This is a genomic window from Kutzneria sp. NPDC052558, assembly GCF_044547355.1.
Taxonomy (GTDB): Bacteria; Actinomycetota; Actinomycetes; order Mycobacteriales; family Pseudonocardiaceae; genus Kutzneria.
On sequence record NZ_JBIUAG010000023.1, the window covers coordinates 1 to 15268 of the forward strand.

General features: G+C 70.3%; 14 protein-coding genes. 10 read left to right on the forward strand and 4 right to left on the reverse strand.

Translation table 11 applies throughout. The annotated features are described in order from the left end of the window. Window positions 1-191: 191 nt before the first annotated feature. Window positions 192-1337, reverse strand: a complete 1146-nt coding sequence (locus ACIG5F_RS33195; RefSeq protein WP_396523878.1) for a DUF222 domain-containing protein — start codon at window positions 1335-1337, stop codon at window positions 192-194. Between the two features lie 629 nt (window positions 1338-1966). Beyond that, the gene (dapD, locus tag ACIG5F_RS33200) at window positions 1967-2884 is read right to left on the reverse strand and encodes a 2,3,4,5-tetrahydropyridine-2,6-dicarboxylate N-succinyltransferase (protein ID WP_396523879.1); all 918 of its coding nucleotides are present in this window, start codon (window positions 2882-2884) and stop codon (window positions 1967-1969) included. A gap of 23 nt (window positions 2885-2907) precedes the next feature. On the opposite strand from dapD, the gene dapE reads away from it, so the two are divergent. The 4 genes from dapE (at window position 2908) to ACIG5F_RS33220 (ending at window position 7438) form a co-directional block, all read left to right on the forward strand. Further along, complete coding sequence (gene dapE, locus ACIG5F_RS33205; protein WP_396523880.1) at window positions 2908-3996, forward strand: succinyl-diaminopimelate desuccinylase; 1089 nt, start codon at window positions 2908-2910, stop codon at window positions 3994-3996. Further along, on the forward strand, window positions 3993-4757 hold the full coding sequence (locus tag ACIG5F_RS33210) for a TIGR00730 family Rossman fold protein (RefSeq protein ID WP_396523881.1): 765 nt from the start codon (window positions 3993-3995) through the stop codon (window positions 4755-4757). The genes dapE and ACIG5F_RS33210 overlap by 4 nt, the downstream gene beginning before the upstream one ends. A gap of 82 nt (window positions 4758-4839) precedes the next feature. Then, window positions 4840-6081, forward strand: a complete 1242-nt coding sequence (locus ACIG5F_RS33215; protein ID WP_396523882.1) for a S8 family serine peptidase — start codon at window positions 4840-4842, stop codon at window positions 6079-6081. A gap of 91 nt (window positions 6082-6172) precedes the next feature. Then, a complete protein-coding gene (locus tag ACIG5F_RS33220) occupies window positions 6173-7438 on the forward strand; it encodes a S8 family serine peptidase (protein ID WP_396523883.1) in 1266 nt (421 codons plus the stop codon). 43 nt (window positions 7439-7481) lie between these two features. Here the strand turns inward: ACIG5F_RS33220 and ACIG5F_RS33225 are convergent, their stop codons facing one another. Next, on the reverse strand, window positions 7482-8972 hold the full coding sequence (locus ACIG5F_RS33225; RefSeq protein ID WP_396523884.1) for a CocE/NonD family hydrolase: 1491 nt from the start codon (window positions 8970-8972) through the stop codon (window positions 7482-7484). Between the two features lie 159 nt (window positions 8973-9131). Then, on the reverse strand, window positions 9132-10166 hold the full coding sequence (locus tag ACIG5F_RS33230) for a hypothetical protein (protein WP_396523885.1): 1035 nt from the start codon (window positions 10164-10166) through the stop codon (window positions 9132-9134). A gap of 390 nt (window positions 10167-10556) precedes the next feature. On the opposite strand from ACIG5F_RS33230, the gene folP reads away from it, so the two are divergent. From folP to ACIG5F_RS33260, 6 genes are all read left to right on the forward strand, one after another. Beyond that, window positions 10557-11435, forward strand: coding sequence for a dihydropteroate synthase (folP, locus tag ACIG5F_RS33235; RefSeq protein WP_396523886.1), 879 nt, complete (start codon window positions 10557-10559; stop codon window positions 11433-11435). Between the two features lies 1 nt (window position 11436). Continuing rightward, entirely contained in the window at window positions 11437-12411 is a 975-nt protein-coding gene (locus ACIG5F_RS33240) for a glucosyl-3-phosphoglycerate synthase (protein WP_396523887.1), read from the forward strand. Beyond that, complete coding sequence (locus ACIG5F_RS33245; RefSeq protein ID WP_396523888.1) at window positions 12408-12728, forward strand: DivIVA domain-containing protein; 321 nt, start codon at window positions 12408-12410, stop codon at window positions 12726-12728. Before ACIG5F_RS33240 ends, ACIG5F_RS33245 begins: the two co-directional genes overlap by 4 nt. Beyond that, window positions 12725-13276, forward strand: coding sequence for a DNA-3-methyladenine glycosylase I (locus tag ACIG5F_RS33250; RefSeq protein WP_396523889.1), 552 nt, complete (start codon window positions 12725-12727; stop codon window positions 13274-13276). The genes ACIG5F_RS33245 and ACIG5F_RS33250 overlap by 4 nt, the downstream gene beginning before the upstream one ends. Window positions 13277-13487: 211 nt before the next feature. Then, the gene (locus ACIG5F_RS33255) at window positions 13488-13655 is read left to right on the forward strand and encodes a DUF3117 domain-containing protein (RefSeq protein WP_184861929.1); all 168 of its coding nucleotides are present in this window, start codon (window positions 13488-13490) and stop codon (window positions 13653-13655) included. A gap of 81 nt (window positions 13656-13736) precedes the next feature. After that, window positions 13737-15173, forward strand: a complete 1437-nt coding sequence (locus ACIG5F_RS33260; RefSeq protein ID WP_396523890.1) for a leucyl aminopeptidase family protein — start codon at window positions 13737-13739, stop codon at window positions 15171-15173. Window positions 15174-15268 lie beyond the last annotated feature (95 nt).

Below are 15268 nucleotides of genomic sequence, written 5' to 3' on the forward strand. Positions count from 1 at the left end.
GCTCCGCCTGCCTCGATACGCAAGAAGCTTATGCCATCGCCCCCCTCCACACAAAATCCACCCTCCGATTGTCGAAGTGGAAAGTCTGTGTTGCCGACTGCTTTTGCGGGTTGCCGGCTTCGCTTTGTTGGAGGGGGATTTTCGGTCCGCTGTGGAGTTGTCAAAGAACAGGTGCGGCAGGCGGGTCGTGGTCAGTACTGGTGGGGCTGGGTGGTGTAATGCCGACCCTGCGGAGTGACCCAATGCAAGGTCCCGTCCTCGTCGAGGGTGACGGTGTGGTTGCCGTGTTTTAGGTGGTGATGGTGTTGGCAGTAGCCCTTGAGTTGGTCCGGGTTCGTCTTTCCCTGGGGCCAGGGGATGGTGTGGTCGATTTCTTGGATGGGGTTGATGCAGCCGGGGGCGCAGCAGGTGCCGCCGTCACGGAGTTTGGTGAACTCCCGGCACCGGGCTGGGGGCTTGTAGAGGTGGGTGGCCATCGCGGCGGCCCGCTGGTACTCATCGAGCAGGACCCCGCGCCAGGGGCCGAGCATCGCGAGTTCGCGGGCGGAGTCGGCGCTGATGGGGCCGTAGCCGTCGAGCAGGCCCGGGTCCTCGGTAAGGCCCATGAGGGTTTCCATCGAGAGGGTGACGTGGACCTGGACTTTGCGGTCGATGCCGTAGCCCAGGAACCGGTCCAGGAACGCGTCGACCCGCTTCTGGTCGGTGGTGCGGCAGTCCTTGCACAGGGCGCGGGCGTCAGCGGTGGCGATGTCGTAGCACTGCCGGGCGTCGATCGCGGACATGCGGATGCGGAGTTCGGCCATGCCGTTGGGCAGGGGGTAGAACTCGATCCGGCGTTCCTTGTCGCGGGCCTTCTGGCGGCGCTGCTCGTAGCCGAGAGGGTCGGCCTCGGCGACCAGCTTGGTGGTGCGGCGCGCGAGTTGGGTGCGGGTGAGCTCGGCGGCGACCTCGACCAGTTGGTCTTCGATCTGGGGGATCGTGGCGGGGTCGAGGTGGATCACCCGCTCGTCGACGGTCTCCAGGCGGCGTAGGTCGATCTCGCCGCGTCGCAGCTGCTCACACAGCCGAGGCAGCCGGTCTAGGACTTCGGCGCGTTCCTGTTGGCGGAACAGGGACTGTTCGGACTCGTGGGTGGCCATGGACATCTCGGCCAGGTCGTCGAAATTCCGGAGAATGCACAGCCGAGCGTGGTCGGCAACCGCCGTGATCTTGCGGGCCATGACGAATGCGGTGACTTGTTGCTCGGGTGTGAGGGTGGAGAGATCCGCGCCGAGGAGCAGGTCCAGCATCGCTCCCGAAGGCTCAGCGGACTCCAGCTCTCGGGTGATTTCTGACATACCCCAACGATACCCCTATTGAAGATCCAAATCGAACCACTAACGAGTGAACCTGTGTTTCATGCATAATCGTGACGACGCCACAAACAGCATCACGACCCCGCCCACAGCACCACGGCGACAATCATCTACACCTTCACGCTCCGGAGGGTGGATTTTACGCGGAGGGGGGCGATGGCATAAGCTTTTTGCGTATCGAGGCAGGCGGAGCCTGCCCGATAGCGCCTTGATACGCCATCGCCCAGAGGTCTCCGCGCAAAATCCACCCGGAGTAGCTAACCAAAAAGGCCCATCACCCAGTCAGGCAGCGGCCCCCGGCCTCTCAATGCAAATCCCACGCCCCGGCAACCGCGCGGCGCGGGCACCCGAAGCACAACCACACCCACCCGGGAACACGGCTACGCCAGCCCCCCTCGAACCTCGCGCCAACCCCGATGCGAACCCCACTCCCCGGCAACCGCGCGGGGCAAGCATCCGAACCCCAGCCCAAACCAGCCCCCGCCCAACCCTAGGGGGGCGACCCCGCTGCCAGTCTACCCGAGCCAAGCCCCGGATGATCTTGGTTGAGGTTGGCTGTGGATAACCGGAGCGGGCTGTGGACAACGGGACCGGAGACGTCCCCGGCCTGGTCAGTTGGCGTGCAGCGCCGCGTTGAGTTCGATGCCCTGGCCCTGGCGGGGACGGACCTCGACGACGCCGGTGGCGGAGTTGCGGAGGAACAGCAGTCCGGACTGGCCGGAGAGCTCGAGGGCCTTGACGACGGAGCCGGAGGGCAGGGTGACCTTGGTGCCGGCGGTGACGTAGAGGCCGGCCTCGACGACGCAGTCGTCGCCCAGCGCGATGCCGATGCCGGCGTTGGCGCCGATGAGGCAGCGCTCGCCGAGGCTGATGACCTCCTTGCCACCCCCGGAGAGGGTGCCCATGATCGAGGAGCCGCCGCCGACGTCGGAGCCGTCGCCGACGACGACGCCGGCGGAGATGCGGCCCTCGACCATGGAGGTGCCGAGGGTGCCGGCGTTGAAGTTGACGAAGCCCTCGTGCATGACGGTGGTGCCCTCGGCGAGGTGGGCGCCGAGGCGAACCCGGTCGGCGTCGGCGATGCGGACACCGGTGGGGAGCACGTAGTCGACCATGCGCGGGAACTTGTCGACGCCGTAGACGGTGACGGGCCCGCGGGCGCGCAGGCGGAGGCGGGTGGCCTCGAAGTCGGCGACCGCGCACGGGCCGAAGTTGGTCCACACGACGTTGGCGAGCTTGCCGAAGATGCCGTCGAGGCTGAGGCCGTGCGGCCGGACCAGCCGGGAGGAGAGCAGGTGCAGCCGCAGGTAGACGTCGTGGGTGTCGACCGGCGCGGCGGACAGGTCCTCGATCACGGTCTCGACCTGCACGAGCGTGACGCCACGGGCCTTGTCCTCGCCGAGCAGGTCGGCGAAGTCGGGCTTGTCGGCGGCGGGCGAGTCGAGGGTCGGCGACGGGTACCAGGTGTCCAGGACGGTTCCGTCGGCGGCGATGGTGGCGAGGCCGGTGCCGTAAGCGCTGGTGGTCACGGCACAACGGTAACGTGCCGGAGGTGACGACCACCCTGGACCTGACCGCCGATCCCGTCGAACTGACCGCCGCGCTGGTGGACGTGCCGAGCGTCTCCGGAGACGAGGAAGCGCTGGCCGCGGCGGTGCACGCGGCGCTGGCGGCGCAGGCCCCGCACCTGGAGTTGGCGGTGTCCGGGAACACAGTGCTGGCGCGCACGAACCTGGGCCGGCCGTCCCGGGTGGTGCTGGCCGGCCACCTCGACACCGTGCCGATCAACGACAACCTGCCGCTGCGCCGCACCGGCTCGGGTGACGATCTGGTGCTGCACGGCTGCGGCACGGTGGACATGAAGGGCGGCGACGCGGTCTTCCTGCACCTGGCCGCGACGATCGCCGAGCCGGTGCACGACCTGACGTTCGTCTTCTACGACTGCGAGGAGATCGAGGCGGCTCGCAACGGCCTGGGCCGCATCGAGTGGGAGTTGCCGGAGTGGCTGCGCGGCGACCTGGCCATCGTGGGTGAGCCGTCCAACGGCGTGATCGAGGCCGGCTGCCAGGGCACGCTGCGGATCGAGTTGCGCACCAAGGGAATCCGTGCGCACACGGCCCGCGCCTGGATGGGCGAGAACGCCATCCACGCCATGGCCGGCGCGTTGCACAAGCTCGACCAGTACGAGCCGCGGCAGGTGGAGATCGACGGCTGCCACTACCGCGAGGGCCTACAGGCGGTGAAGATCACCGGCGGGGTCGCCGGCAACGTGGTGCCGGACGAGTGCGTGCTGACGATCAACCACCGGTTCGCCCCGGACCGCACGGCCGAGCAGGCGCTGGACCACCTGGGCGTCCTGTTCGAGGGCTTCGACCTGACGTTGGTCGACGCGGCCGAGGGGGCGCTGCCCGGCCTGTCCGCGCCGACCGCCCGGGAGCTGGTCGAGGCGGCCGGCGGCACGCCGGTGGCCAAGCTGGGCTGGACCGATGTGGCCCGCTTCGCGGCGCTGGGCATCCCGGCGGTGAACTTCGGCCCCGGCGACCCGACGCTGGCCCACACCCAGCAGGAAAATGTGGCCGCAGCACAGATCACGCACTGCACGACGGTGTTGCGCACCTTCCTGAGTAGGGTTTCCCGATGAACGAGAACCAGGAGCAGCCGCCACGGGAGCGGCAGCGCGGTCCGGTGACGCTGCGCCGGGACCGCTCCAGCGAGTCCACCACCACCGACCAGCGCCTGCTGGACGCCCGCGGCCCGTCCGACTGGGTGCACACCGACCCGTGGCGGGTCATGCGCATCCAGGCCGAGTTCGTGGAGGGCTTCGGCGCGCTGGCCGAGCTGCCCAAGGCGGTCACCGTGTTCGGCTCGGCCCGCACCAAGCCCGACCACCCCGAGTACGAGATCGGCCGCAAGCTGGGCGGCGCGCTGGCCGAGGCCGGCTTCGCGGTGATCACCGGCGGCGGCCCGGGCTCGATGGAGGCGGTCAACCGCGGCGCGTCGGAGGCCGGCGGCTACTCGGTCGGGCTGGGCATCGAGCTGCCGTTCGAGCAGGGCCTGAACCCGTGGGTCGACCTCGGCGTCAACTTCCGCTACTTCTTCGCCCGCAAGACCATGTTCATCAAGTACGCCCAGGCCTTCATCTGCCTGCCCGGCGGCTTCGGCACGCTCGACGAGCTGTTCGAGGCGCTGACCCTGGTGCAGACCAAGAAGGTCACCAAGTTCCCGGTCGTCCTGTTCGGACGGTCCTACTGGCAGGGCCTCTACGACTGGCTACACGATTCGGTGGAAGCCGGCGGCAAGATCGGGGCCAAGGACATGCGGCTGCTACATCTTACGGACGACATCGACGACGCCGTCCGCGTGGTCCAGGACGCCTATCGGGCGTGGGAGCAGGTGCACTGATTCCCGACTTTCGGACCTGACGGTCGGCGCGGGGCACCCCCTTGAATGGGGCGGAGTCGCTCCGCTGGTCAGGAGGAGAGTCATGGGCCGAGGATCGGTCAAGTCCGCGGGTGTGCTGGTGGTCGGGGCCGCGTTGGCGCTGGGCGGCGTCGCCGCCGCGCCCGCCGTCGCGGCGCCCGCCCCCGATCACGTGACGTCGCGCCACCACACGTTCAGCTCGGCGGCGGCGTCCTTCGTCGGCGCCGACAGCGTGACGCAGAAGGTGCAGCGGCTGGAGACGGCGCTGGCGGCGCTGCCCCGGCTGGCCACCGCGTATGACGTGAAACCGTTGTGGGACAAGGGGAACAACGGGGCCGGCATTACCGTGGCCACGCTGGTCTCCTTCGGTGACAAGGACATCAAGTCGGTCATCGACTCCTACGACCAGCGCAACGGGCTGCCCGCGGCCGACGTGCAGATCCTGGAGCCGGTCGGCCATGTGCCCGGCTGCCACGACGCCGGCGTGGACACCGCCACCTGCCAGAGCTGGGGCGGCGAGACCGACCTGGACGTGGAGATGATCCACACCCTTGCCCCGGGCGCGAAGATCGTCGTGATCGCCACGCCGGTGGCCGAGACCGAGGGCATCGACGGCCTGCCCGAGATGATGCGGGCGGTGGACTACGCCACCGCCAACAAGTCGGCCGACATCATCTCCATGAGTTTCGGCACGGCCGAGGACAACTTCGACTCCAACGCCCAGATCACCGGGCTGGACCCGGCGTTGCAGCGGGCCAGCGCGGCCGGCATCACCTTCACCGCCTCCTCGGGCGACTCCGGCGCCACCAACCACAAGAAGGCCGGCGGCTACTTCAGCACCCGGACCGCCAGCTGGCCGGCCTCCGACCCGAACGTGACCGCGGTCGGCGGCACGAACTCGGTGAGCGGCAAGCCGAACACCACGCTGTGGCCGGACTCCGGCGGCGGCCTGTCCAAGGTGTACAACCGGCCGGCCTGGCAGGACAGCGTCTCGACGATCACCAAGAGCACCAAGCGGTCCTTCCCCGACATCACCATGGAGGGCACCAGCGGCACCTCCGAGTCCTCGCCGCTGTTCGCCGCCGTGCTGGCGCTGGCCGCGCAGGCCAAGGGCGGCCGGCTGGGCCAGGTCAACCCGGCGCTCTACAGCGGCAAGCTGGCCGGCATCGTCGACGTGACCTCCGGCAACAACTCCTTCAACGGGGTCACCGGCTACGCCGCCGGCAAGGGCTTCGACATCGTCTCCGGCTGGGGCACCATCGACGCCGCCAAGTTCGTCCCGTCCCTCGTGGCGGCGCTTCGCTGACCGTAACAACCAAGCTTGGAAGGCGGCATTCCTCCACTCGGGGTGGAGGAATGCCGCCTTCCGCACGTAAAAATGGTGACTAGGAGTGATGATGAGCGGTAGAGGTTGGGCAGGGGTCGTGGTGGGGGCGGCGTTAGCCGCGACGGCGGTGGCGGCGGTGCCGGCGGCGGCGAGTCCGCAGCCGCGGGCGGCGCAGCAGTCGCACCACGCGTTCAGCGCGGCGGCGGCCTCGTTCGTCGGGGCGACGACGGTGGAGCAGAAGGTGCAGCGCCTGGAGGCGGCGACGGCCTCGCTGCCGCGGCTGGCCAAGGCCTACAACACGCCGGCGCTGTGGAACCAGGGCCTGACCGGCGCGGGATCGACCGTGGCCACGCTGGTGTCCTACGGCGACGCCGACATCAAGGCCGTGATCGACGCCTACGACCAGCGCAACGGCCTGCCGCCGGCCGACATCTCGGTGATCGCGCCGTCCGGCCCGGTGCCGGGCTGCGCCGACCCGGGCGTGGACACCGCGACCTGCCAGTCCTGGGGCGGCGAGACCGACCTGGACGTGGAGATGATCCACACCATGGCCCCGGCCGCGCACATCGTGATCGCGGCGACGCCGGTGGCCGAGACCCAGGGCTTCACCGGCCTGCCGGAGATGATGGCCGCGGTCGACTACATGACCAAGCACCGCATCGCCGACGTCATCTCGATGAGCTTCGGCACGGCCGAGGACACCTTCCCGTCGCTGGACTCGGTGAAGAGCCTGGACCCGGCGTTCGAGCGGGCCAGCAAGGCCGGCGTCACGCTGGTCGCCTCCTCCGGCGACTACGGCGCCACCAACCCGGTGCTGACCGGCCCGGGCACCTTCCCCTACCGGGCGGCCAGCTGGCCGGCGTCGGACCCGAACGTCACCGCGCTGGGCGGCACCGTGCTCTCCTTGGACGCCAACGGAAACCGCACCGCGCCGGACGTGCTGTGGCGGCCGTCGGGCGGCGGCGTGTCCAAGACCTACGCCCGGCCGAGCTGGCAGAACTCGGTGAAGGGCAGCACCGGCAGCAAGTTCCGCTCGTTCCCGGACATCACCATGGAGGGCATCTACGGCACCTCCGAGTCCTCGCCGCTGTTCGCCGGCGTGCTGGCGCTGGCCGTGCAGGCCAAGGGCGGCCGGCTGGGCCAGATCAACCCGGCGCTGTACGGCAAGCTCGGTCCCAAGGCCGACAAGTCCGGCATCGTCGACGTGACCAGCGGTGACAACAGCTACGGCGCGGTCACCGGCTACACCGCCGGCCCGGGCTTCGACATCGTGTCCGGCTGGGGCACGCTCGACGCGTCGAAGTTCGTGCCGGCGCTGGTGAAGGCGCTGAAGTAGTGGAAAGGCGGGGGCTCCCGCGCCGGGGCCCCCGCCTTCCAGCTCAGGCGACCGGCACGGTCAACGTGCCGGACAGCGTGACCGTGCTGCCGATCGTGCTCGACGAGCCGTAGCGCGGGTCGACGGTGTCCACGACCAGCGCGAGATGGTGCCCCGCCGGCACATTCCAGGCGATGGGCTCCAGGCCGAGGTCGATGTCCTTGGCCACACCGGGTTTCGCGCCCAGTAGCGAGTACGGCTTGTGCGTGATCAGCGACCCGAGGCCCAGCGGCCCCACGTCGTAGAGGTAGGCGAACAGCGTGGTGTCGGCGGCGCCCGGCGTGACGGTCAGCATGGCGTGCGGGGCACCGTCGACCTCAAAGCCTTGTGCCGCAGCGGGTTCGGACCAGACGGCGGCCGCGGACCGGGACACCAGCGGGATCGAGACGCCGGTCGGGATCTTCAGGTAGCCCTGTAGAGCACCGCTCACGATCGGCACGCCGCTGTCGGCGATGGTGTCCACGCCGGCGGCGAACCTGGTGCTGTCCAGCCGAATCGTCCGCTGCTGGGTCGGGAATCCGGCCGAGCCTTGCCAGCCGCCGCCGTTGGCCGCCTTCACCCGCACCGGCTGCTCCCGGTCGATGCCGTTGTCCACACCACGCAGGTAGTGGTCGAACCAGCGGTCGGCGGCGTCCCAGATCTCGTTGGGCAGCCCGGCCGCCCCGAACACCTCGGCGGTGGCGTGGTCGCCGGGCGTGAGCATGAGCCGCTTGGGGCCGGTCAGCTTCCCGTAGAAGTCGACCAGCTGGCTGGGCGGGAAGAGCGAGTCCTCCCAGGCGTTGGCCATCATCACGGCCACGCCGTGCCGGTTGACGGCGTCGATCTTGGTGGCGACCGAGCGCACCGGCGCGATCGGCAGCACGTCGGCGAAGTCGCCGGCCAGGTAGTCCCTCTCGGCCTGCTGGAGGTCCTTGCCGGGCCGCCCGGTCAGGTGGCCGGCGGCCAACAGCCCGTCCACGGCCAGCGAGCTGACGGTCTGGTTGGGGTAGAGGGAGGCGGCCAGGTCGGTCCAGCCGCTCATCGACACCACCGCGCGGATCCGGGGATCGGCGGCGGCCGCGAGCAGGCTGATGCCCGCGCCGTAGGAGATGCCGCCCATGCCGATGCGGGCCGGGTCGGCGTTCGTGTCGGCCAGCGCCCAGTCGATCACCTTGCTCGCGTCGGCCACGTCCTTCGGGCCGGCCACCTCGATCTGGCCGCCGGAGTCCCAGAAGCCGCGGGCGGTGTAGCTGACCACCACGTAACCCGACTGGTATGCGAGTTTCGCCGCCGCGCCCACGTATTCGATGTCGTTCACGCCCCAGCTGCTCGGCAGCACGACGAGCGGGAACGGCCCGTCGCCGCGGCCGGTCGGGCGGATCACGAACGCGTGCAGCGTCGTGCCGCCGTCGCCGGGAATCGCCTCGTAGCTCGTGCTGAAGCCGGCGGCCGGCGCGGCGGCGGCGGTGGCCGCCAGCCCCAGCACCAGTGCCACAACGGCCAGCAGAGTCGTCATTGACCTGCGCACTTGCCCTCCAGAGTGACCTCGGTCACGACATATCTACTCGGCAGTAAACTTGGACCTACTCTGGAGTAGCAATGAGCTGTGACGCGCGTCACGGCTGAACGGCGGTGTCACTCCCGCAAAGGGGTGACACCGCCGTCTCGGGCTGGGTCAGTGGTTGCCCACGCCGCCGGAGTTGCCGCCGCCGACGGTGTTGCCGGAACCGCCGTTGCTGTTGCCGTTGCCGCCGTTGTTGTTGTTCCCGATGTTGTTGCCGTTGCCGCCCACGTTGCCGTTGCCGGCGTTGTTGCCCGAGCCGCCGTTGTTGTTGCCCGGCAGCGGCCAGTGGTGGGCCGCCCCGGTCAGCGAACGGGCCGGCGAGACCAACGGCGGCACGCTCACGCGGTGCTCGGCGCGGTGGTTGCCGATGCCGCCGGAGTTGCCGCCGCCGACGGTGTTCCCGTTGCCGCCGTTGCTGTTGCCGTTGCCGCCGTTGTTGTTGTCGCCGATGTTGTTGCCGTTGCCGCCGACATTGCCCTGGCCGGCGTTGTTTCCGGAACCGCCGTTGTTGTTGCCCGGGCCGCCGGCCAGGCTGCGCTCGACGAATCCGCCTTCCGGCAGGTTGATCGCGTCCGGCGCGTACGAGTAGGCGTGACCGCCGACGCCACCCGAGTTGCCGCTGCCGACGGTGTTTCCGGAACCGCCGTTGCTGTTGCCGTTGCCGCCGTTGTTGGCCGACCCGATGTTGTTGCCGTTGCCGCCGGTGTTCTCGGCGCCGGAGTTGTTGCCGCCGCCGGCGTTGTTGTTGCCGGGGCCGCCCGTGGGCACCGCAACGCTGCCGCCGAGGAAGTCTGCGAAGGGGACCGAAGCCGTCTGGGCCAGCTTGGCCAGGCCGTTGTGCACACCGCCGGCGTTGCCCCCGCCGACGGTGTTGCCCGCGCCGCCGTTGCTGTTGCCGTTCCCGCCGTTGTTGCTGTCGCCGATGTTGTTGCCGTTGCCGCCGACATTGCCCGTACCGGCATTGTTGCCGTTACCGCCATTGGTGTTGCCGGTCGGCACCACGTTCTGGCTGAGGACATTCACGTTGGAAACGAGTGGCTGTTGGAAAAGGGGGTTGTCCGCCGGTGCTGCCGCCGCGAATGCCGGTGCCCCGATGACCAGCATTCCGGTCGCGGTCACCGCCACGACAAGAGCCTTCTTGGCCACGGTCTCTCCTTTGTGATCTTGTGTTGTGCGCCGGGCGGCGAGCGGAAGTGCGCCCCCTCCTGCTCGTGGATCGCCTCGGCCGGACCGAGGCTAGCCCCGAAATCGCCCAGGTCCGCCCGCGTGCCCACGTTCGGGTGGACCAAAAATCGGTAATCGGTATCACCCGCTGGTGTTGATTCGCTAGGCCGAATGGGTAAAAGCGCAAGTGAGGGCCTTGGCTGGAATACCCGGCCGGGGGACGGAGTCCAACAATGATCGTCCCACCGCGATTTGACCCGTCTCGGACGCCTGTGGCATACAGGAGGATCGCTCATCGCCGGCGGAGATGTTTGTCCCGGCAACAGTGACGGACATTACTCCAAACAGGTGGGCCGGGCTCGGCGTGGCACCATGACCGTTGTGCGACCGTTGCGATTCGGGACGAGGCCGGCCGGCGCGGACCGCGCGCTGGTGATGGCCATCGTCAACCGCACCCGCGACTCCTTCTACGACCGCGGCGCCACCTTCACCGAGACGGCCGCGATGGCCGCGGTGGACGCGGCGGTGGCCGAGGGCGCCGACATCATCGACATCGGCGGCGTACGGGCCGGTTCCCAGGGCGAGACCGTGGACGCGGCCGAGGAGGCCCGCCGCGTGGTGCCGTTCATCGCCGCCGTGCGGGAGCGCCACCCCGACGTCGTGATCAGCGTGGACACCTGGCGGCACGAGGTCGCCGACCAGGCCTGCCGCGAGGGCGCTGACATCATCAACGACAGCTGGGCCGGCGCCGACCCGAAGCTGGCCGAGGTCGCGGCCGAGCATCGCGTCGGCATCGTCTGCTCGCACACCGGCGGCCTGGCCCCGCGCACCGATCCCTTCCGGCCGCGGTATGCCGACGTGGTCGAGGAGGTCGTCACCGAACTGGTGGCCGCCGCCGAGCGGGTGGTGGCGCTGGGCGTGCCGGCCGAGGGCGTGCTCATCGACCCGACCCACGACTTCGGCAAGAACACCTGGCACGGGCTGGAGCTGCTGCGCCGGGTGGACGAGTTGGTCGGCACCGGCTGGCCGGTGCTGATGGCCTTGTCCAACAAGGACTTCGTCGGCGAGACCCTCGGCGTCGACCTCGACGAGCGGGTCGACGGCACCCTCGCGGCCACCGCGGTGGCGGCCTGGGGCGGCGCGCGGGTCTTCCGCGCCCACCAGGTCCGGCAGACCCGGCGGGTGCTGGAGATGGTGGCCAGCATCGCCGGCACTCGACCGCCGTCGGCCGTCCTGAGGGCGCTGGCCTGACGTGTTACCAGTCACCGAGCAGTGGTTTCGCGACCGCACCTGGCAGGAGCCGGCGTGGACGGTGCCGGAACTGGTGCGCGCCAAGGGTGATCGCACGGTCAGCGTGGTGCTGCCGGCGTTGAACGAGCAGGAGTCGGTCGGCGCGGTGGTGACCGCCGTTCGGCCGCTGCTCGGCTCGCTGGTGGACGAGTTGGTGGTGGTCGACTCCGGCTCCACCGACGGGACCATCGCCCGGGCCGAGGCCGCCGGGGCGCGGGCGGTGCGGCGCGGCGACGTGCTGCCCGAGCTGGAACCGTTGCCGGGCAAGGGAGAAGTCCTCTGGCGCTCGCTCGCCGCCACCACCGGCGACCTGGTCGTCTTCCTCGACTCCGACCTGGTCGACCCGGACCCGGCCTTCGTGCCGGCGCTGCTCGGCCCGCTGCTGACCGCGCCGGGAGTGCAGCTGGTCAAGGGTTTCTACCGGCGGCCGCTGCGGCTGGAGAGCAGCGGCGGCGGCCGGGTCACCGAGCTGCTGGCCCGACCGGTGCTGGCCGCGTTGCGGCCGGAGCTGTCCGGGGTGGTGCAGCCGCTGGGCGGGGAGTACGCGGCCACCCGTGAGCTGCTCGAATCCGTGCCGTTCGCCGCCGGCTACGGCGTGGAGATCGGGCTGCTGATCGACACATACGCGATGTATGGGCTGGCTGGCCTGGCGCAGGTGAACCTGGGCGTGCGCAAGCACCGCAACCGGTCGCTGCTGCAACTGGGCGTGATGGCCAGCCAGATTCTCGGCACCGCCCTCGGCCGCTGTGGCATGGACGTCGGCGATGCCACCGTGCTGACCCAGTTCGTGCAGGTGGACGGGGAATGGCTGCCCGATCCGAGCGCGGTGTCGACCGCCGACCGGCCGCCGATGCGGTCGCTGCGCGGGCCCGACTCGCGGGTTACGGACGGCCCCCGTGCACGGGTGGCCCCGGACGTGCCACGATCGATGCCGTGACCACCGTACTGATCTACCTCGTCGTGATGGCCGTGGTGGCCGGCGTGGTGTTCCTGGCCGCGTCGCTGATCTTCGGCCGCGGCGAGGAGCTGGGCCCGCTGCCGCCGGGCGCGTCGCCGACGCGGCTGCCCGCCGACGCGGTCACCGAGCAGGACATCCAGGACCTGCGGTTCCAGCAGGTGTTCCGGGGCTACAAGATGTCCGAGGTCGACTGGGCGCTGGACCGGCTGGGCCGCGAGGTGACCGAGCTGCGGGCCCGCGTCGCCGAGCTGGAGGCCGCCGCGCAGGATGCCGCCGTGGAGGAGAACGCCCGGTGACCGAGCGGGTCCGCTGCCCGTGGGGTGACTCCACAGAGGACTACCGGCGCTACCACGACGAGGAGTGGGGCGTCGCGCTGCGCGGCGTGCCGGAGATGTTCGAGCGGATGACCCTGGAGGGCTTCCAGTCCGGGCTGTCCTGGCTGACCATCCTGCGCAAGCGCGAGGCCTTCCGGGCCGCCTTCGACCATTTCGACCCCAAGAAGGTCGCCGCCTACAACGAGGCCGACGTCGAGCGGCTGATGGCCGACGCCGGCATCGTGCGCAACCGCCAGAAGATCGACGCGGCCATCCGCAACGCCGGCACCGTGCTCGGTCTGGACCAGCCGCTCGACGAGCTGCTGTGGTCGTTCGCGCCGACCGGCCGCCGCGCCCGCCCACGCACCATGGCCGACGTGCCGGCGATCACGCCGGCGTCCACGGCGATGGCCAAAGCGTTGCGCAAGCGTGGCTTCGTCTTCGTCGGCCCCACCACCTGCTATGCGTTGATGCAGGCGACCGGCATGGTCGACGACCACGTGGCCGGCTGCTGGCGGGCCCGCCGCTGACCGTCCACAGCGGACATGTGAAGGACTGGACCACCTCCGCCCGGCGTGCCGGCTCGGCGGCAGGGCCGCTGACTTGCCAAGATGGTGGCGGTGGCGGGAGGCCGAAAAGATCGGTTCGGTTTCACGCCCGATCGCGGATGGGGGAGAATGCAGGGGACCCGACAGGCTGGGAGGCGGTCGGGCCGAGCTGGACAGACGGAGGGAGCACGCTATGGCGGCCATGAAGCCCAGGACCGGCGACGGTCCCCTTGAGGTCACCAAGGAGGGGCGAGGCATCGTGATGCGGGTGCCCCTCGAAGGTGGTGGGCGCCTCGTCGTCGAGATGTCGGCGGAGGAGGCGAGCGAACTGGGCGATGCCCTCAAGGGCGTCGTGAACTGACGCTCCCGCCGCGTGTTCCCCTCAGCCCCGGTTTCCCACGTGGAGCCGGGGCAGAATTCGTTCCCCTGCTGGAGGTTTGACGTGCGCTCGACGGCGCCTGCCGTGCCCACTCCGCTGCCCGCGATCGAGGTCGCGCCGACCCCGCGCCGCGGCCTGCCCACCTCGGTGATCGTCGCCGACGGCCCGGTCTACGGGCCAGGGCGGGACCGTCTCGACGACACCGCACTGGCCGCCTTCGAGCCCACCGGCAAGACCGGCGAGGTGCGCCGGATCGGGCGTGACTGGATCGTCGGCGTCGGTGAGGGCACGGTGAAGGACTGGCGGTCCGCCGGGGCCGCGTTGGTCCGGTCGGCCGACGAGCACGAGGTCGGCAGGCACCAGGTGCTGCTGCCCGAGGACGTCACCGCCGAGCAGGCCGGGGCGTTCGCGCTGGGCCTGGCCCTGGGCGGCTACAAGTTCAAGGTCACCGGCGACACGCCGGCCGCGCGCACGAAGTCCGTGCTGCTGGTCACATCCGCTCCGGTCGCCGATGCCGTCGCCGAATCCGTGACGCTGGCCGCCGCCACCGCCCTGACCCGGGACCTGGCCAACACTCCGTCAAACGTCAAGGACCCGGCCTGGCTCGCCGGCACCGCCGCGCGGATCGTCGAGAGCGTCGCCGGCCTGACCGCCGAGGTGCGCGACGAGGCGTGGCTGGCCGAACAGGGCTTCGGCGGCGTGCTCGCCGTCGGCGGCGGTTCCTCCCGGCCGCCGCGCTTCCTGGAGTTGACGTGGCGTCCGCGTGGGTCGTCGAAGGCCCCGCACATCGTGTTCGTGGGCAAGGGCATCACGTTCGACACCGGCGGCATCTCCATCAAGCCCGCCGACGGCATGCACCTGATGCGCACCGACATGGCCGGCGGGGCCGCGGTCATCGCCGCCTTGACCGCGGTGGCCGCGCTGAAGCTGCCCGTTCGCGTCACCGGTCTCGTGCCGTGCGCCGAGAACCACGTGTCCGGCGCCGCCTACCGGCCCGGCGACGTGGTGCGGCACTACGGCGGCAAGACCACCGAGGTCGGCAACACCGACGCCGAGGGCCGGATGGTGCTTGCCGACGCCATGACCTGGGCCGTGCGCAAGCACTCCCCGGACGTGCTGGTCGACGTGGCCACCCTGACCGGGGCCATGAAGATCTCCCTCGGGCTGCGCACCGGCGGCCTGTTCGCCACCAGCGACTCGCTGGCCGCGCAGCTGATCACCGCCGGCGAGCAGGTCGGCGAGGCCCACTGGCGGATGCCGCTGCTGGCCGACCACGCCGACTCCGTGCGCAGCGAGATCGCCGACGTCAAGCAGGCCCCCGGCGGCCCCGGCGCCATCGCCGCCGCCCTGTTCCTACGCGAGTTCAGCGGCGACCTGCCCTGGGCCCACCTCGACATCGCCGGCCCCGCCCGCTCCGAGACCACCTACGACGAGGTCGTCCCCGGCGCCACCGGTTTCGCCGCCCGCACCCTAGTCAGGTTCGCCCAGAACTACCGCTGACACCCCCTCTTACGCCACATGCGCTTCCCATGTGGCACCTGACGCCACATGGGAAGCGCATGTGACGAATCGGCGGGATTCGCGTTAGCAAATGC